At 64.6% G+C, this 17610-nt stretch carries 13 protein-coding genes; 4 read left to right on the top strand and 9 right to left on the bottom strand.

What is annotated here, in order from left to right; all coding sequences use genetic code 11:
• Positions 1-95: 95 nt before the first annotated feature.
• From narH to AGI3411_RS21160, 4 genes are read left to right on the top strand one after another with little or no spacing between them, the layout of a single operon-like run.
• Positions 96-1622, top strand: coding sequence for a nitrate reductase subunit beta (gene narH, locus AGI3411_RS21175; protein WP_129529300.1), 1527 nt, complete (start codon positions 96-98; stop codon positions 1620-1622).
• Between the two features lie 10 nt (positions 1623-1632).
• Complete coding sequence (narJ, locus tag AGI3411_RS21170; RefSeq protein ID WP_129529299.1) at positions 1633-2322, top strand: nitrate reductase molybdenum cofactor assembly chaperone; 690 nt, start codon at positions 1633-1635, stop codon at positions 2320-2322.
• A 16-nt stretch (positions 2323-2338) separates the two neighbouring features.
• Positions 2339-3073 (top strand): respiratory nitrate reductase subunit gamma, encoded by a 735-nt coding sequence (gene narI, locus AGI3411_RS21165; RefSeq protein ID WP_129529298.1) that lies wholly within the window; start codon positions 2339-2341, stop codon positions 3071-3073.
• Positions 3070-3963 carry a peptidylprolyl isomerase gene (locus AGI3411_RS21160; protein ID WP_244240417.1) on the top strand — a complete coding sequence of 298 codons (894 nt, stop codon included), beginning with the start codon at positions 3070-3072 and terminating at the stop codon, positions 3961-3963. Before narI ends, AGI3411_RS21160 begins: the two co-directional genes overlap by 4 nt.
• Positions 3964-4009: 46 nt before the next feature.
• Here the strand turns inward: AGI3411_RS21160 and AGI3411_RS21155 are convergent, their stop codons facing one another.
• The 9 genes from AGI3411_RS21155 to AGI3411_RS21115 are packed head-to-tail and all read right to left on the bottom strand — an operon-like array spanning position 4010 to position 17392.
• Positions 4010-5206 (bottom strand): pectate lyase family protein, encoded by a 1197-nt coding sequence (locus AGI3411_RS21155; protein ID WP_244240416.1) that lies wholly within the window; start codon positions 5204-5206, stop codon positions 4010-4012.
• Between the two features lie 25 nt (positions 5207-5231).
• On the bottom strand, positions 5232-7136 hold the full coding sequence (locus tag AGI3411_RS21150; protein WP_129529296.1) for a Vi polysaccharide transport protein VexE: 1905 nt from the start codon (positions 7134-7136) through the stop codon (positions 5232-5234).
• On the bottom strand, positions 7129-8349 hold the full coding sequence (locus tag AGI3411_RS21145; RefSeq protein WP_244240415.1) for a KpsE/RkpR family capsule polysaccharide export protein: 1221 nt from the start codon (positions 8347-8349) through the stop codon (positions 7129-7131). The genes AGI3411_RS21150 and AGI3411_RS21145 overlap by 8 nt, the downstream gene beginning before the upstream one ends.
• Positions 8282-9001, bottom strand: a complete 720-nt coding sequence (locus AGI3411_RS21140) for a P-loop NTPase family protein (RefSeq protein ID WP_129529295.1) — start codon at positions 8999-9001, stop codon at positions 8282-8284. Before AGI3411_RS21140 ends, AGI3411_RS21145 begins: the two co-directional genes overlap by 68 nt.
• A 9-nt stretch (positions 9002-9010) precedes the next feature.
• A complete protein-coding gene (locus AGI3411_RS21135; RefSeq protein WP_129529294.1) occupies positions 9011-10351 on the bottom strand; it encodes an ABC transporter permease in 1341 nt (446 codons plus the stop codon).
• 7 nt (positions 10352-10358) lie between these two features.
• A complete protein-coding gene (locus AGI3411_RS21130) occupies positions 10359-11516 on the bottom strand; it encodes a polysaccharide biosynthesis/export family protein (protein ID WP_129529293.1) in 1158 nt (385 codons plus the stop codon).
• Between the two features lie 42 nt (positions 11517-11558).
• Positions 11559-13616 (bottom strand): glycosyltransferase, encoded by a 2058-nt coding sequence (locus AGI3411_RS21125; RefSeq protein WP_129529292.1) that lies wholly within the window; start codon positions 13614-13616, stop codon positions 11559-11561.
• Positions 13613-16093, bottom strand: coding sequence for a hypothetical protein (locus AGI3411_RS21120; protein WP_129529291.1), 2481 nt, complete (start codon positions 16091-16093; stop codon positions 13613-13615). Before AGI3411_RS21120 ends, AGI3411_RS21125 begins: the two co-directional genes overlap by 4 nt.
• Positions 16094-16132: 39 nt before the next feature.
• The gene (locus AGI3411_RS21115; protein WP_129529290.1) at positions 16133-17392 is read right to left on the bottom strand and encodes a nucleotide sugar dehydrogenase; all 1260 of its coding nucleotides are present in this window, start codon (positions 17390-17392) and stop codon (positions 16133-16135) included.
• Positions 17393-17610 lie beyond the last annotated feature (218 nt).

The following is a 17610-nucleotide window of genomic DNA, read 5'->3' as shown; positions in this document are numbered from 1 at the left end:
ACCGCCCGCTATGAACCGTATTCGGCACAGGCACGGAAACCCGCCACGGCGCGGGCTTGCCTGTGCGCCCAAGACATCTCCTCGGAGGACCACACATGAAGGTGCGCGCGCAAATAGGCATGGTGTTGAACCTGGACAAGTGCATCGGCTGCCACACCTGTAGTGTGACGTGCAAGAACGTCTGGACGAGCCGTCCCGGCGTCGAATACGCCTGGTTCAACAATGTGGAAACCAAGCCCGGCATCGGCTACCCCAAGGAATGGGAGAACCAGGACCGCTGGAACGGCGGATGGATACGCAAGGCGAACGGCTCCATCGTGCCGCGCCAGGGCGGCAAGTGGCAGTTGCTGATGAAAATCTTCGCCAACCCCAACATGCCGGAGATCGACGACTACTACGAACCCTTCACCTTCGACTACGACCACCTGCAGTCGGCGCCCGAGATGAAGCACGCGCCCACCGCGCGGCCGCGCAGCCTGATCACGGGCCAGCGCATGGACAAGATCGAATGGGGACCGAACTGGGAAGAAATCCTCGGCGGCGAATTCAGCAAGCGCTCCAGGGACAAGAACTTCGACGACGTCCAGAAGGAAATCTACGGGCAGTATGAAAACACCTTCATGATGTACCTGCCGCGGCTGTGCGAGCACTGCCTGAACCCGGCATGCGTGGCGAGCTGTCCCAGCGGTTCCATCTACAAGCGCGAAGAGGACGGCATCGTGCTCATCGACCAGGACAAGTGCCGCGGATGGCGCATGTGCGTGTCGGGCTGTCCCTACAAGAAGATCTACTACAACTGGAAGAGCGGAAAGGCCGAGAAGTGCATCTTCTGCTATCCGCGCATCGAGGCCGGCCAGCCCACGGTTTGTTCGGAGACCTGTGTCGGACGCATACGTTACCTGGGCGTGCTGCTGTATGACGCCGATCGCATCGAGCAGGCCGCCAGCGTGGAAAAGGACAAAGACCTGTATCAGGCGCAGCTCGATATCTTCCTGGATCCCAACGACCCGGCCGTCATCGCCCAGGCCCGCGCGGACGGCGTTCCCGACGCCTGGCTGGTCGCGGCCCGCAACAGCCCCGTCTACAAGATGGCCGTGGACTGGAAAGTGGCGCTGCCGCTGCACCCCGAATACCGCACGCTGCCGATGGTATGGTACGTGCCGCCACTGTCGCCGATCACCGCCGCCGCGCAGGCTGGCCATGTGGGCACCGTCAACGGCGTGCTGCCCGACGTCAACCAGCTGCGCATTCCGGTCAAGTACCTGGCCAACCTGCTGACGGCCGGCGACACCCAGCCCGTGGTCCGCGCACTGGAACGCATGCTGGCCATGCGCGCCTACCATCGCAGCAAGCACGTCGATGGCGAGGTCAACAACGCGGTGCTGGAGCAGACGAACCTGAGCATCGCCGAGGTCGAGGACATGTATCACATCATGGCCATCGCCAACTACGAAGATCGCTTCGTCATCCCGACCACGCATCGCGAATACGCTGAAAACGCGTTCAACGTGCGCGGCGGCTGCGGCTTTTCGTTCGGCAACGGCTGCAGCGAGGGCGTGACCGAGACCAGTCTGTTCGGCAGCGAGAAGAAGCGGACCATCCCGCTCAAGGTCACCCTGTGAGGAGCGCGTCATGAAGCACGGAATTTCCCTTCCTTTGCGCGCCCTGGCCCATTTGCTGCGTTACCCCGACGCCGCAATGCGCAATCCCTTGCCCGAGGTGCGCTCCACGTTGGAAGCCGACCCGGCATTGGGCAAGGCGCGCCGCGCCGAGCTCGCGGCGCTGGCAGACCGGCTGCTGGCCGGCGGCATGCGCGCGGAGGCCGTCTATGTGGATCTGTTCGACCGTGGCCGCGGAACCTCGCTCTACCTGTTCGAGCACGTGCACGGCGATTCCCGCGACCGGGGCCCGGCCATGGTGGACCTGGTCAAGACCTACGAGCAGGCCGGCCTGCTGCTCGACCCCTCCGAATTGCCGGACTACCTGCCCGTGCTGCTGGAATTCGCGTCCACCCAGCCGCGGCAGGAAGCCTGCGCCTTCATCGGGGAATTCGCGCACATCCTGCAGGCCATCGCGCAGACCTTGCGGCAACGCGACAGCGATTATTTTTCCGTGATCGCGGCGGTGCTGGAACTCGCCGGCGTGAAGCAGCTCGTGCCAGCCGGCGCCAGCGCCGGAGCCGTGGCGGAGGAAGAGCCGCTGGACATCAGCTGGGCGGAACCGGCGGCCTTCGACGGCTGCAGCACGCAAGGCCAGGCGGCGCCCAACACCCCTCAACCCGTACATATCCACCGTCGGCCGCCATCGGCCGAGGCGCGTTAAATTTGAGGAGATCGCCATGCCGCTCGGGCTCCACAATTTTCTTTTCGTCGTCTATCCCTACATCTGCCTCGCCGTGTTCCTGATGGGCAGCCTGGCCCGCTTCGACCGGGACCAGTACACCTGGAAAAGCGATTCCTCGCAGTTGCTGCGCGCGCGCCAGCTGCGATGGGGCAGCAATCTGTTCCACATAGGGATCCTGTTCCTGCTGTTCGGCCACACTGTCGGCCTGCTGACCCCGCACTTCCTGTATGCCTGGCTCATCACCGCGCCGCAGAAGCAGTTGCTGGCCATCGTGTCCGGCGGCATTGCCGGCCTCATCTGTTTCGTCGGGCTGACCATGCTTCTGCATCGGCGCATTGCCGATCCGCGCATACGCCGCACCAGCCACCGCACCGACCTGGCCATTCTATGCATCCTGTGGGTGCAACTGGTGCTGGGCCTGGTGACCCTGCCGGTCTCCTGGAGCCACCGCGTCGATGCCAGCGCGATGCTGATACTCGCCGATTGGGCCCAGGGCATCTTCACCTTCCGCCCCGACGCCGCCGGGCTCTTGACCGTGGGCTGGCAGTTCAAGGTCCACATGGTGCTGGGCATGACCATCTTCCTGCTGTTCCCCTTCAGCCGGCTGGTGCACGTATGGAGCGGCTTCGCCTCGCTTGCTTACCTGGTCAGGCCCTACCAGCTGGTGCGTTCGCGCCGCATGGATCTGTCCACGCACGCATCGGCCCCCCGCGATGGAGAAAAGGCATGAGCAGCGTCATGGAAACCCAGCAGGAAGGATGCGGCAGCGGCAATTGCTCCTGTCAGCAGGCACCGCAACCGCAACAGACGCAAGAGCGGATCGAACCGGCTTATGGGCGCGAACCCGCCGAACCGGCTCACATCAACGGCGTCCTCCTGGCAGACCCGGAAGAAGTTCTGAGCGCCTCCGAGCTGAGCCAGCGCGCCTGCACCGAGCTGCTGCGGCAGGCCGCGATCGCCCGCGGCCTGCTCGCGGCGGACGACCCCATTCCTCGGCAAGGCGCAATCAGCGAAGCCGCCAGCGCGGCCATCGAAGACCTGCTGGAAACCGCGCTGCAGCTGCCTGAGTTCGACGATGAGGCCGGCCGCCGCCATTACGCCGCCCATGCCTCGCGCTACGCCAGAGGAGAGCGCGTCCTGGCCCGTCACGTGCTGTTTGCCGTCACGCCCGGCGTGGATCTGAATGCGCTGCGGCAACGGGCGGAAGCCTGCCTGCTGGACGTGCGCAGCAATACCTCGCAGGAACTGGCCGCCGGCGATGGCTTCGCCAAAGCCGCCGCGGCCCTGAGCAACTGCCCGAGCGGCGCGGAAGGCGGAACGCTGGGCTGGCTCCAGCCCGAAGACTGCGCCCCCGAGTTTGCCAAGGAGCTATTCGGGCATCTGGAGATCGGCGTGCTCCCGCGCCTGGTTCACAGCCGCTTCGGATTGCATGTGGTGGAAGTGCTAGAGCGCGAGCAGGGCATCGTGCCGCCCTACGAGCAGGTGCGCGCCGCGGTTTTCCAGCGGCTTCACCAGCAGAGCTTCGCCACCGCCCTGTCGCAATACCTGCGTCTCCTGGCCAGCGACGCGCACCTGGCAGGCGTGGACCTGGACGCGGCCAGCACGCCGCTGGTCCAGTAGCGGCCGGGGCCGGGTCCGGAATCGGACACGGCCCGGCCTCAGCCATTCACCCCGGGCAGCCCGACCCGATCCGTGACGCGGGCAACGGCGTATCGCCGGCCGTGTTACCGGCGAACCGGCGGATCTTCTCCGCCAGTTCCGGCGTCGGCCGTTCGTAGCCGTAGCAGTACGGCGGGGTCGGCGCCGACTCGGGGCGGTAGTCCTCCAACACCGGCTTCGCGTCGCCCAGGTACAGATTGTCTTTCAAACGCAGGAAGGCCTTGTAATCACGCGTGTAGCCGTGCAGCGCCTTCCGCTTCTCGTAGGCGCCGCGGTCGGATTCGCCGTTGCCCAGCGCGCTGCGTTCCGGCGCAATGGGGATATAGCGGCAGTAGTTCACATTGATGCCTTCCACCGTGGGGAAGAACTCGGGCTCCACGCACTTGCGCTGCGTTTCGTTGTTGAATATGTTTCCTTCGACAAACGCCTTGGCCTCCAGGCTGAAGCTCATGCCGTAGAAATCCCAGTTCTCCAACAGGTTGTTGAACAGGTGGAAAGTGCCGAATTGCCCGCGGGGATTGCGCTGCACGGTATTGAAGAAGTAATTGTGGTGCAGCGTCACTCGCGCGATCGAATCGCGGTCGTAGTTCTGGAAAAGGTTCTTCGAGGTGATGTTGTTGAGCAGCATGACCTTGTTCGAATTATGGAATTTCGTCCATGAAATCGTGACGTCGGTCGAGCCGTTCTTCACGTTGAGCAGCCGGTCCGACATCCGCGAGAGATCAAGGTGGTCGACCCACACATCGCGGCTGCCGTTAGCCACATTCACCGCTTGCGTAAGCCGGTTCAGGCGCCCGTCTATCGTGAGATGCGTGAGGATGACGTTCTTGCTGCCGTACACGCCCAGCCCGTCGTCGATCAGGGTGACGCGCTTGCCGCGCCCGTCGATCGTTACGTTCGACGGCACGCGAAGCTGCGAGTCCAGAACGATCGTCATGTCGGACGCGAAGCGGATCCACGCGGGTCCTTTCTTGGCCTGCGCCAGCGCGGCGCGCAGCGTCCCCGGCCCCGAGTCCTCGTCGGAAGTGACCTCGATGAACCTGCCTCCCAGCCCGCCCGTCGCCTTGGCGCCGTAGCCTTCGCGCTGCTGAAGCAGCGAAGCAATGGACGGACAGTGTTCGTCGGGGCTTTTGCACGCGTCATCCGCGGCGGCCGCGCCGCCATACAACATGGCCAGGGCAAGCAGCCAGCGCATCGTAGTCATTCCCGGCTTCATCGTGGCTCACTCCCTATTGCAGCGCGGACCGATCCGCGGCCTTTACATGGCGCCAGATTCCGCCGCTCAGGCGCAGGTTTTCCGGGGGGCCAGCCAGATGTTCCCTGAGCCGCTCGAAATAGGCCTGCTGCCATCGCTGCGCGTACGCCTCCGCGTCCTCGCCGGGGTTGGCCGCGGGCAGCATCTCCAGCGTGTAGGCCACGCGGCCGTTCTCCCAGCGGGGCGCGTAGAACACCGAAGGCACGCCCATGCGATGGGCCAGGTGGGAGGCGAAACTGGAGTAGGTCACTTCCTGCCCTTCGAAGGTCGTTCGCGGCGCTGCCGGATTCGCCGCGCCGTCGATGGCCAGGCACAGCACGTAGCCCGATCCCAGCGCGCGCATGCAGGCCTTGGCGACCTGCGCCTCCGTCTGGTCCGCGGTGGAAATCAAGGCCGCGGCGTAGCTGCTCTGGGCGATGTTGGGCGCCGTGGCGAGCCAGCGCGATGGAATGCCGACCAGTTCCAGCGCCATGAGCCCGGCATACATGGGGCCGACATGCGCCGTGGCGACCACGACACCCTTGCCGGCCGCCAGCAACGGCGCAAAAAAGCGCTCGCCGGTGTCAAGCTCGCCCAGCACTTGCATGGCCTCTTCGACGCTCTCTTCGCGGCATTCGAGCCAATCGAACAGCAGATGGTCCACCAGATGCCCCCAGCGCGCGCGGCGTTCCCATTGCGCGCGGTCGATGCCTGTGTCGCCGCGCATAGACCAGGCCCAGTCCATGCGCGCCTGCGGAATCGGGGCGGTATCCAGCCGTTCCTCCAGCTGCGCCATGGCCTCCTTGAAGGTCGCTGGCAGCCGCTGGCCGCGCTGCGCGACGTATTGCCCGAACAGCGCTTCGGCTTCCTGCTTGCGCCCTGCCTGGGAGAGCGCGCTGATGGCCCCGCGCTGCCAGAGCGGCTTCTCCGGGGACTTTTCCAACAGATGCATCATCTGGTCGGCCGCGGCATCGTACTGCAGCGTGTAACGCAGCGCGCGCGCATAGAACGCCCGCGTCTGCTCCAGGTCCGGCGCCAATTCGATGGCCTGCGCCAGAGGCGCCAAGGCCTCCTTGTACCGCCCGGCGCGCAGCAGGGTCTCACCATGCAGCGTCAACAGCCTGACGTCCGCCGGCGCCGCGTTCAAGCCAGCCTCGAAATGCGCCACGGCATGCGTCTTGCGGTCCTCCTCGGTGCCGCGCCGCAGATGTGCGAGGCCCAGGGACGAGCGCAAGGCGGCGCAGTCGTGGCCCGCGCTCAACGCCGCAGCGCCAAACCGAATGGCCGCCTCCACCCTCGCATCTTCCAGCAAAGCCCGCACCGCCATCGTCGCCACTCGCTCGTTCGGAAGTTCGAGCGGATCGAGGGCCGCCGCAACGCCCGCGGCTTCGGCCGCGTCGCCGTTGCGCACGAAGGCCATTAGCCAGGCATAAGCTTCGCCGGATTCGCTTTCCGCCATGCTACGGGTCGCGCGAGCGACTTCGGCGGCTTCGCCCACCCGCCCGGCCTGCACGCGCAACTGGATGCGCGCGGCATGCAGCGCCGCGGCGCCGGGTTCAATACCGGCGGCCGCATCCGCCTCGGCGATGGCGCGTTCCCACTGCTCAATGCGCCCGAAGAGGCTGGCAAGCAGGCGGCGCTCATCGGCGCGTGCAGGATAAACGGCGACCATTATCTCCAGCGCGGCGATCGCCGGCCCGGTCTTGCCTTCCCGCACGAACGGAGACACCAGCAGGCGGCGCGCATCGCGCCAGCCGTCGGCGGCCTGCCGCAGCACCGGCTCCAGCATTGGCATCTCGCGCAGGGGATCGGCCGAAGCGTGGATTTGCTTGATCACTTCGCGCAGCCGGGCCGTGGCGTCGGCCCCGGCGAGACGATTCGCAGTTGCCGTATCAACCATGGCGCAACCCCCTCAACAAAGCCATCGCCACGCGAGCGATGAACATCAGCACGAAACCCAGCGCCAATGCCTGCAGCAACAGGATGCCGGTGCGCGGGCTGCTTGGACGGTCCGTGGGAACCGGCTGGGCAATGATGGACAGGTAGCGCTGCAGGCGCAGGGTATCCGTCATGGCCTGCTGGTAGGTCTGCTGCGCCAGGGTCAAGTTCGAATCCGCGAACGCCTGGGCGTTGCGCAGCGCCTCGTAGGATTTGAGCTGTTTCGCTTCCGTATTGCCCGCGCCGCTCAAGCGTTGGCGCACGGCCGCGATCCGCTTCTTCAGGGACGCCACCTGCTGCTCGGCGGGCCGCAGCATGAAATGGTCCTTGTTGCCCAGCGCCCGGATCTTGTCGAGATTGATCTGCGCCGTGTTGAGCTCTCCTTCGAGCTGGCTGGAAAGGTTAAGCAGCATGGTCACCGTAGCCGTGGGGTCGATGTTGCCGTGGGTGGTCCGCCAGGCAGTCAGGGTCTCTCTGGCGGCAAGCGCCTTCTGCTCCGCGAGCTTGACCGCCTCCTCGCTCACCTTCAGTTTGTCGGCGACGCCCTTCTCGTTCATGGTGCTCACGAATTCCTCCGCCAGGTCGATGAGCGCCTTGGAGAGGATCCCCGCGTCCTCCGAAGAGAACGCGCTCACGCGCAGCACGTCGATCTGCTCCAGCGCGTTGAAGGAGACCTTGACCGAAGCCTGGTAGGCGCGAAAGAGGTCGTCCTCGCTGGAATCCTCGGCAAGATGGTTCACCGGGTCCAGGCCTCCGCGAATCAGGTACTGGCGCAGGCCGACTTTCTTGTCGAGCTGCTGCATGGCGTCGCGCGACTTGAGGAAGTCGGCCACCGCCCATCCGTCCACGAAGCCGCCCAGCATGCCGCCCGAGTTTCCCGTGGTCAGCAGGCTCGCCGCCGCGCCCGCCCCGCCTTGCTGGCCGGAGGCCGACTGCACGAAAAACCGCGACTCCGCTTCATAGCGCGGCGTGGCGACGACGAGCGCATAGAGCAGGGCAATCGCTACCGGCGCCAGCACGATGAGCGTATTGATCCAGCGGTGGCGGCGCCGTTCGCTCAGCGCCGACTGCCGCTCGCGGCGGCGGCGTTCGATTTCAGACCGGACCTCAGAGGCCGAGCTGGCCTTCGTCGAAGCCGCCTCCGAAGACGTCGTCGCCTGCGCTGCCGGATTCACTCCTTGATCGTCTCGGGGGGAACCTGCTGATGCACTGGTCGAGGTCGTCTTCGATGCTGAGTGCGCTTCGTTCATAAATCAAACCCTTGAAGCAATAGTCCGCCAACTGATTCTGGCGATAACTGGAGAGAATTAGTGTCCGGCCAACCAGCCGCTCTTCGAAAAGCGCCAGCCAGAGACGGGTGAAACGGCAAGGCTCGAAAGGGATGGCCCCTTCGATCACGTAGACATCGAACGCGGGCGCCAGCGCCAGTGCGAACGAAAACTCCTGCCGTGCGTAGAGCGGCCAATGTTCCATGGGCTTGGCCAGGATGTTGGGGTCGCTGATCAGGTCCGCGACCAGTTCATGCGCGGCATCCGCGTCGATTTCGTACATCTCGCTGACGAAGTCGATCATGCTCAGGCCATTTGCCTTGCCGCGGATGAAGCCTTGCCGGCCGATGGCCCACGACACATTTCCGTCATGCTTGACGAAGCCTTGGCGGGGCGGACGCAGGTTGCACAACACATCGACGATCTGGCGATGCAGTTCCGGCGTCGGCGACAGCAAGGCATAGCGCCCGACCGGAATGTCGAGATCGACGTTGGAGAGCAGCGGTTGCCGGCTTCCGAATGCATAAGGCTCGTCAGTGACGCCATTGAGATGGATCATCTTCTTCCCTCACATCGGCTGGACATTGGGACGGGCAAGGCGCTCGGCCGCCAGGGCTGCCACCATCAGGAAAACCAACGCCGTCAGGAAATACCCCACACTCGCATCCTGCGATTCATAGGCCTCGAAGTAGGCAGAGCGCAAAAGCTGCATGCCGTGCGCGAACGGCAACCAGAGCATCCAGGGGCGCAGGGTCTCCGGCAGCTGCTCCGATACGAAGAAGACGGCCGCGAAAATCTGGAGAAACCGCTCGATGATCGGCGCCAGCCTGAGAAAGAAATGCCAGAAAGTCGCGATCGAGCCGAACAGCACCCCCATCGCGACGCCGCCGACGCCCATCAGCACCACGTACAACAGGAACCCCGCCCAGCTTTGCGGCAGCGTGATGAGGCCCAAGGCATGGCCGGCGCTGATCAGGACAAGGAACACCACGAGATACACCGATACATAGATCAGCGCCTGCACCAGCGCGCACATCAATGGCGTAACGCCCTGGAAATTCAACAGGCCCCGGGCCGATATGTACGCCGTACTGCTTCTGAAGACGATCTGCCGGAACATGATCCAGGTGGTCGCCCCCAGCAGCGAGAAGGTCTGCACATCCATGCCCAGGATGTAATGCGTGCCCATCAGGATGTACAGCGACGAAATCAACGTAAGCAGCACGACGGGGCCTACCAAGGCCCACACCAGCGCAATCCGGCTCTCGCCATGCATCACCCGCAATTGGTAGATGAACATCGCCAACAGCGTGCGTCCGACCGACCGGCCTTTGACGGCGTTGCCCGGGTCATGCCCTTCATGCAGGGCGCGCAAGCGCTCCCGCAGAATCGCGATGTCGCCGGCCTCGTCCTGGGACAGCTCGATCTCCAGCGCGATATCGTTGCGGGAAGCATGCCGGCGGGCGTCGCGCGCCTCGTCCTGCTTGCGCCGCTGCACGCGCCGTTCGTGCGCCGCGGCCAGGCGCTCATCCTCCGCCACCAGCTTGGCCGGCATGTATCCCGGCGCGAACACTTCGGCGCCCGCGCGGATGTCCAGCTCGAGCAGGCGCACGATGACCCGCAGGCGCCGCCGCGAAAAATCGGCCAGCGTCTCGTCGACCCCGCTGCGCGCGATCTCCGCATCCAGCTCGGCCTGCACGGCTTCGTACACCGCCCGCCGGGCGGCCACGGAATCGTGCGGCTCGCCCTGAAGGCGCGCGAGTAATGGCTTGAGCAAGACGGCCGGCGTGGCCTTTGCTTCAAACAATGCGGCGGGGTCCAGGCGCCAGGCCGCCACCCCGGACCCTACTGCGTAGTTGCTGTCCTTTCGGCGCGAGCGCCAACCCTTGATCCGATCCTCGTTGCTCATCGACACGCTATTGATTGACGCCGGACGAACTGGAGCCCGAATCGCTATCGATTGCCCGCGTGGCGCTGAAGCCTGCGCTCATGGTGACGCGGAATGCCGAGAGAACCTTCTGCACCTGGGTGAACGGCGCATCGGAGATGTAAATGGCCTGGCCTTCGTGCACGGTGAACTCGCGGGCCAGTGCCACCTGTTCCGGACGGGTAAGGTCGAACTGATAGACCACCGGCAGCATGTCGGGCTTGCCGTCGACGCCGGCCTTGGCGGGCGTGAACAGGAACACGGAACGCGGATCCGCCAGCTTGTCATCGAGACCTCTGGAATCCGCCAGGGCGTCCAGTACGCTGTAGTTGCGCTTGCTGATGGCCACGCGCCCCTGGTTCCCGGCCGCGCCCAGCACGGTCAGGTACTCACGCGAGTCATAGGCGGTAATGACGTCGCCCGCCCGCAGCAGAATGTCGTTGTTCTGATTGCGATAGATATCCGACAGCCGCACCGACGCCACCTGATTGTCGCGGCGCAGGCTGATGACGAGCTGTTCGGGATTCGTCTGTACCGGCGCGGCCTGCGCCAGCGCGCTGCTCAGCCGCTGAGACGTCTGCGTGATGGGATACATGCCGGGCTTGGTCAGATTGCCCTGCACGGTCACCATCTGGCCGCGCGCATCGGCGGCGCGCGTCACGCTGACGTCGGAAGCGACGACCAGCTGGCTCAAGCGCGCCACGACGGCGTCATGCAGCTGCGCCAGCGTCAGGCCCGCGGCCTGGAATTTTCCAAGAATGGGGAAATGGACATTCCCCATCCGGTCTATCTCCTGGTTTCCCAGGTCGCTGACACCGGACGGGTCCACCGCGAAAACACCCAGCCCATCGCGCTCCCATACCTTCACGTTAATGCCGTCGCCCGGCACCAGCCGGTCGAATCCCGCCTGCGTAAGGTCGCGATAGTGCACGGGAAAATCGGCGACCTCGGGCACGCGGCTCTCCTGCACGAGTTCGCGCGACACGGGCATCACGATGACATCCTTGTCATCGTGCGCGCCCGTCATCTCGCTCAACATCGGACCGGAACGCGGAAGCTGGCATCCCGTCAGTGAAAGTGCGGCAAACAGCACCATGGCCAGGGCCGCATTGCGCCGCGGACCCGAAACCGGGACATTCATTTGCATAAGTTCCTTTAGCTTCAGCAGCTCAAAAAGACAAGCGGCCAATCAGGCTTGCATCAGACGCATAGGCGGAATGTCCATGCGTTCGTCGTTCTCGGACACGGGCATGGCGGGCACGCACAGGGCCAGGAACTTCGCCAGCATCGCATCGAGCGAAAACAGCTTCTGCGCGCGGTGACGGCTATGCGCTCTCAACTGCTCATTGCCGCGCACCTGGTCCACCATCGAGGCGACTTTCTCGCACGCCTCGTGCAGGTCCGGGTGATCGACATCGCTGAGCAGGTGGCCGGTCTCGTTCTCCACAAAGCATTCCCCCGCGCCACCGGCGGGAGTGGAGATCACCGGCACACCCAGGAGCTGCGCTTCGATCAGCACGTTCGGCAGGCCCTCGTAGCGCGACAGCAAAACACTGGCGTCCATCTGGGAATACCAATAGCCGACGTGGTTCGACAGGCCGACAAGCAACAGCCGGTCCGTCACGCGAAGCTCTTGCGCAAGCGCCACGATGTTCTCGTGCAGGCGGCCGTCGCCCACGATGACAAAGCGCGCTTGCGGACGCTCCTTCAGGTATAGCGCCGCGAGCTTGATCCAGAGTTGCGGCCGCTTGTCCGGCTCCAGGCGGAACACGCCGCCGATCGTCTCCGTGGCATCGGTCGTGCTTTCCTGGAAGGCCTTCCACTTTTCCTCGTCCACGGCCGCCGCGTCGGTCGCCAGGTCCGGCACGCCGTTGTACAGGATGTGAAAGCGCGTGATCGGGATGCCCAGCCACTCGGAATAGGCCTCCGCCGCCTTGCAGCTGTTGCTGACGAAGTACACCCCGGGCACCTGGGCCAGGGCCTGGTACAGCTCGGGATACTCTTCGCGGAAGCGGTCCTTGCGGATATTCGGCGGCAGTCCGCGGAACACGAGATGTATGGTACGAGCGCCGGCCAGCAACGCCGCCAGCGCGCCGAACAGGCAGGTTCCGTCCTGCCACAGGCTCACCACGTCGAACGGGTTCGCCCGCAGGACTGGCGTAAGCCGCGTCACGCCGTAGTGGACGGGCGGCGGCAGTTGTTCCAGCAGACGGCCCAGGCTGCCCTCGGGAACCGGCTGATGGGACACGGAGACGGCAGGCAACCGGTTGATTTCCGTGACCGGGATCTGCGCCTTGGCCAGAACGGGCAGGAAGAAATCCAGGCCTTGCTTCTTGGTCGAGCCCGACGGTTCGGTGTGCTGCTTCACCAGCACTTCGACCTTTTTCGGCTTCATGGGCACGTCGGCCTGCCGGCAATCGGGAGATTCCGCCATGCGGGTCAGTTCCCCCGCAAGACGCGTCAGCTGCCGCTCAGCGCCGCCGGGCCCAAGGCTGCCCGTCACGAGCGCCACCGAGACGGACTTGCCCGGCGACGGCTCCGCGATGGGCCGGTCGCGGAAGTGCAGGATCGCATGTTTCATCGACACGATCCGGACGTCCTTGCCGGCTAGCCCTTCGGGCTCGAAACGCTGATAAAAGGCATAGTCGCTCGCGAGGCCGTTGGCGAGTTCCGCCGCCTTGCTGCCCGGCGCAAGGTGTTTCATAACGGGCGCGATCGCCTCGAACGCTTCGGCCAGCAAGCCGCGCTTGCGCAAGCGCTTGGCGAACTCGACGCGCATATTGCGATCCGTATTCTGCGAGATCAGCCGGCGGAAGAGCTCGTCGGACTGCTCGTGCGCACGGATGTCGCTAAGCAGTTTTGCCCGGGCGAACAAGCGGTCCGGACTTTCCATCGACTCGGGCAGATGGCGTTCGACCAGGGACAAGGCCTCGTCGACATGCCGCTCCTTCACGAGACGGGTCGCGCAATAGCGGACGATCTGGAGATCGTCAGGGCATTCTTCCAGGAGCGTCGACCACTGCTCGGCCAGGCCCTCGTTCAGGCCCGCCGACTCCTGCAGACGCAGGAGAAGAAAGCGGACTTTCGAATCGGCCATATGGTCGCGCGCCAGCGCTTCCGCGCGCGCCAGGTTTTCCTGTGCGACCTGAACCCGGCTCGACTCCGTGACAATCTCTTCCAGCTGGGCATGGACCCACTGAAGATCGGACGTAACGTCCTCCTGCTCGGCGCTTAAAGGTGGGTTCATGCTGCCTTCCTACGATTGGCCTTTTCGATCCAGACCAGGCAACGCTGGATGTAGTGATCGAACTGCGCCGGATTCTCGGAACGTTCCTTGAGCGCCCGCCAATAGGGCAAGGCCTGCTCGAAGCGGTGCAGGCGCATGGCGCCGACCGCGGCCAAGCGCAGGCCGATGGGATCGTGGGGAACGAGTTGCAGGATCCTCTCGCCGAGCGCCAGGCGCTCGGTGGTGCTCGACGGCTCCAGCGCACGGGCCTCGGCATACAGGACGGCGATGATGCGCCGCTTTTCGTGGTCGACTTCCGTCATCTGCGGCCACGACTGCGCCACGCGCTCCAGCAGGTTCCACGCCCCGCGGTGATCGCCCGCGGCCAGGATTTCGCGGGCGCCGCGGATCGCGCGAGGGCCAAGCCTGCCGAGCTGGCGCTCCGCTTCTTCCTTAGCGCTCTCGTCGGCCGACGAATGGGCCAGGACCGCCTTGTAGGCGTCGATGGCTTCGCCGAACCAGCCGCCGTTGAACGCTACCCGCGCGAAGTACAGCTGCGTGCTGAACGGGGCGGATTCGCCGGCGGCGGCCCGCTCCAGATGCCGCATGGCGGTCTGCTTGTCGCCGAGCGCATCGGCCGCCCGGCCGCGCATTGCGTCCAGTTCGGGAAAATCGACCTGGGTATCCAGCGCGATATCCGTCAGGTCGATCACTTCCTTGTGGTTGCCCGCCAGGAGCGCGGCCCGCACGCCAAGGCGCATCGCGCGCTCGAACGCGCGCTGCGCGCGCACGCCGGCCAGGGCGTCGGGATTGAGCAGGCGGTGTGCGCAGATTCGTTCGGCCGCGTCGCGCAGGCGTCCCTCTTCCAACGCACGGGAGCCTTCCTCGGCCCACGCCGACGACTGCGACAGCAGCCACGCGGAAATATCCTCTTGTTCGCTTTTCGCCAGGCCGCAAGACACCGCCAGCGCCGCCGCGGCCATGATGCTGCCCCGCCACGAGGCTTCCTTGACGAGTTCCAGGGCATCGGCATCAGCAAGCGCGGGCGACTCCGACGCCAGCGCGCGCAGCCCCGCGCGATCCCCGGCGATCAGCCGGTCGCGCCACAGCACCGCAAAGCCGCGGCCATACGCGGGCATTGTCGCGCGGACCTCGTGGACCCACCGGATGGCGGCTTCCATGTCGCCGCTTGCCTGCAGCAGCGAGAGCACCGTGTCGGCCGCTTCCACCGCCACCGCGTCGTCCGGAGACGAAATGCGGAACAGCTGCTTCCAGTTGCCCAGGGCTTCGTCCACGTAGCCCAGCTGACCGGCGGACACCGCCGCGATCCGCACGATTTCGGGGGTTTCCTTTTCATCGCCCAGCAGGCCCGCCGCAAGCGAGTACGCCACGTCATGGCGCCCCAGCTTGAACTGATTGCGCATCAGGATCTGCTCGGCCTTACTGCCGGCTGCCAGCGTGCCATCCGCATTGCTCAGCAGCGCAAGCGATCCTTCGTAATCGCCCAACTCTTCCTGGATCTTCGCGAACAGCAGCACGTGGTCGGGCAGCCCGGGATAGCGGCGCAGCACGTCGCGCACGCGCCGCGACGCTTCGCGCAAGTCACCCGAATCCCAGGCCTTTTCAATGCGGTCGGCGCTTTCGTCGGCGCCCAGCTTGGGCACAGCGGCCTGCGGCGTGGACGCGCCCATTCTGGGACGCATGAAATTCTTGAACCAGTCGGAGCACAGGCGCTCCGCAAAGGCCGGCGTGTAGTGGGTCAGGTCGAGCCCGCCATTTTCCATCGCATCGGCTTGACCGATCTTGTTCATCAGCGGCGTCGGGTCGTAGCAAGGCACGCCGATGCGCAGCGCGCTCGCGGTCACCGCGGCGATCAACTGCTCGCGCTGTTCGATCGGCGCATTGTCCGGGGTGAAGGCGTTGACGTGCGTGACGAACACCACCTTGTCCCTGCCGAGCAGGTCGACGAGCAGGCGCATTTCCTGCTCGATCTCTTCGTCCGACAGGTCGCGCTTGACGATACGGGAGAGCAGCGCGCGGTCATCCGCGGAGAGACTATTGAAGACCGGGTCCTGCTCCAGCAGCGCGCGCCGCTCGGCAAGCCGTTCAGTGCTGGCCAGGGACCAGAACATCCGGGTACGCGTGCGATCGGCGAAAAATTCACTGAAGTAGCGCACCAGATAGTTGGACTGGATGGGATAGCCGTCGATGGTCAGCAGCTTGCGCGACGACAGTTCGACCATGTACAGGTCGGCCGGCTTATGCGTCCCGCGGCGGGCCTGCTCGCCGTTCGACGGTCGGAAGACCACGCGCTGGACGTCGGCGGGGATGTCACCCTCGCCGAACATGAACCGGGCCTGCTGCACCGCCTCGCCGCTGGTGTGCACGAAGCCGTAGTTGCGCCCGAGTTGCAGCTTGATCGGGTAGCGGCCCACGGCATCGCGCAGCGGCGTATGGATGCGGCAGGTTCCAATGGGAGCGATAGTAAAAGCGGTCATTCAGGGTCTCTCCTGTAGTGATGGACAGCGAGCCCGAACTTAAAGGGTCCAGTACAAAAGACCGGATTGAAGCCGGTTGCTGTCGAGCACGGATTTCAGATCGCACACCATGCCCCCGCTCTTCACGAGGCTCGGCATGTCGTCCCAGATGGTTTCCATGGTTTCACGGTGCGGAACCGCGAGAATCAGCACGTCCATGTCGCGGAACTCGTCGCGCTCCACGAGCTTGATGCCGTACTCGTGTTCCATCTGCTCCGGGTCGACCATCGGGTCGCACGCGACCGGCGTGATGCCATAGGCGCCCAGGGCGTTGTAGAGATCGACCACCTTCGAATTGCGGATATCGGGGACGTTCTCCTTGAACGTCATCCCCAGGATGCCGACGCGGGTCGAGGCATTGAGCCGGCCGTTGCGGGCCAGGGTCTGGACCACGCGCGAGGCAACGTGCGTGGCCATGCCATCGTTGATCCGGCGGCCCGACAGGATGACCTCGGGGTGATAGCCCAGTTCCTGGGCTTTGGACGTCAGGTAGTACGGATCGACCCCGATGCAGTGGCCGCCGACCAGGCCGGGCGAGAACTTAAGGAAGTTCCACTTGGTTCCCGCGGCATTCAGGACGTCCGAGGTGCGAATGCCGACCAGATCGCAGATCTTCGACATTTCGTTCATCAGCGCGATATTGATGTCGCGCTGCGTATTTTCGAGCACCTTGGCGGCCTCGGCGACTTTGATCGAGGAGGCGCGATGCACGCCCGCGTCGATGATTTTCTCGTAGACGCCCGCGATGATTTCCAGCGATGCCTCGTCCTGGCCGGACACGATTTTGACGATTTTCTCGAGCGGATGCTCGCGATCGCCCGGATTAATACGTTCGGGGCTGTAGCCCAGCTTGAAATCGACACCGCAACGCAGGCCCGACGCCTTTTCCAGCTCCGGTCCGCAGATTTCCTCGGTTGCGCCGGGATGCACGGTGGACTCGAAAACGACGATGCAGCCGGGGCGCAGGACGGGGCCGATCGAGCGGCAAGCCCGGACCAGCAGGGAAAAATCGGGATTGTTCTTCTCATCGACGGGCGTCGGAACGGCAACGACGAAAAAGTCGCAGCCTTCCAGCTCCGTCACCTGGTCGGTAAACTGCATGGGAGAGGCAAGCAATACATCGCGTTCGATTTCGCCTGTCCAGTCATCTCCCTCTTTCAGCCGTGCGATTCTCCGCTTGTCCACATCAAAGCCGATGACATCAAAGCGCTTGGAAAATGCGACGGCTACGGGCAGGCCGACATATCCAAGGCCACACACTGCGATTCTCTTTACCACGGGGGACCTCACTGTTTTCGTCGTGTTGGGAACACTAGAAATCGACGCCCAGAGACAAGTAATCGACGTGAAATCGAATACGCTTGTCCTATCTGGGCGGACGTATTGCTAAAGATTGATTACAGCTCGATACGCGCTAAAACGTGTTCAGCGACGAGCCAACGAATCGTAGATGGACCAGACAGCAATTATTTTTCTAA

Origin of the sequence: Achromobacter agilis (genome assembly GCF_900496965.1) — a bacterium.
GTDB lineage: Bacteria > Pseudomonadota > Gammaproteobacteria > Burkholderiales > Burkholderiaceae_B > Achromobacter > Achromobacter agilis.
The sequence above is the reverse complement of the archived record's forward strand: the minus strand, read 5'-3'. Positions and strand labels throughout refer to the sequence as shown.

What these genes read in the sequence shown, in the direction of transcription:
- AGI3411_RS21125 (WP_129529292.1), bottom strand. Translation starts at nt 13,616, where the DNA reads ATGAACCCACCTTTAAGCGCCGAGCAGGAGGACGTTACGTCCGATCTT.
- AGI3411_RS21150 (WP_129529296.1), bottom strand. Translation starts at nt 7,136, where the DNA reads ATGGTTGATACGGCAACTGCGAATCGTCTCGCCGGGGCCGACGCCACG.
- narJ (WP_129529299.1), top strand. Translation starts at nt 1,633, where the DNA reads ATGAAGCACGGAATTTCCCTTCCTTTGCGCGCCCTGGCCCATTTGCTG.
- AGI3411_RS21140 (WP_129529295.1), bottom strand. Translation starts at nt 9,001, where the DNA reads ATGATCCATCTCAATGGCGTCACTGACGAGCCTTATGCATTCGGAAGC.
- narI (WP_129529298.1), top strand. Translation starts at nt 2,339, where the DNA reads ATGCCGCTCGGGCTCCACAATTTTCTTTTCGTCGTCTATCCCTACATC.
- AGI3411_RS21135 (WP_129529294.1), bottom strand. Translation starts at nt 10,351, where the DNA reads ATGAGCAACGAGGATCGGATCAAGGGTTGGCGCTCGCGCCGAAAGGAC.
- narH (WP_129529300.1), top strand. Translation starts at nt 96, where the DNA reads ATGAAGGTGCGCGCGCAAATAGGCATGGTGTTGAACCTGGACAAGTGC.
- AGI3411_RS21160 (WP_244240417.1), top strand. Translation starts at nt 3,070, where the DNA reads ATGAGCAGCGTCATGGAAACCCAGCAGGAAGGATGCGGCAGCGGCAAT.
- AGI3411_RS21120 (WP_129529291.1), bottom strand. Translation starts at nt 16,093, where the DNA reads ATGACCGCTTTTACTATCGCTCCCATTGGAACCTGCCGCATCCATACG.
- AGI3411_RS21130 (WP_129529293.1), bottom strand. Translation starts at nt 11,516, where the DNA reads ATGCAAATGAATGTCCCGGTTTCGGGTCCGCGGCGCAATGCGGCCCTG.
- AGI3411_RS21155 (WP_244240416.1), bottom strand. Translation starts at nt 5,206, where the DNA reads ATGACTACGATGCGCTGGCTGCTTGCCCTGGCCATGTTGTATGGCGGC.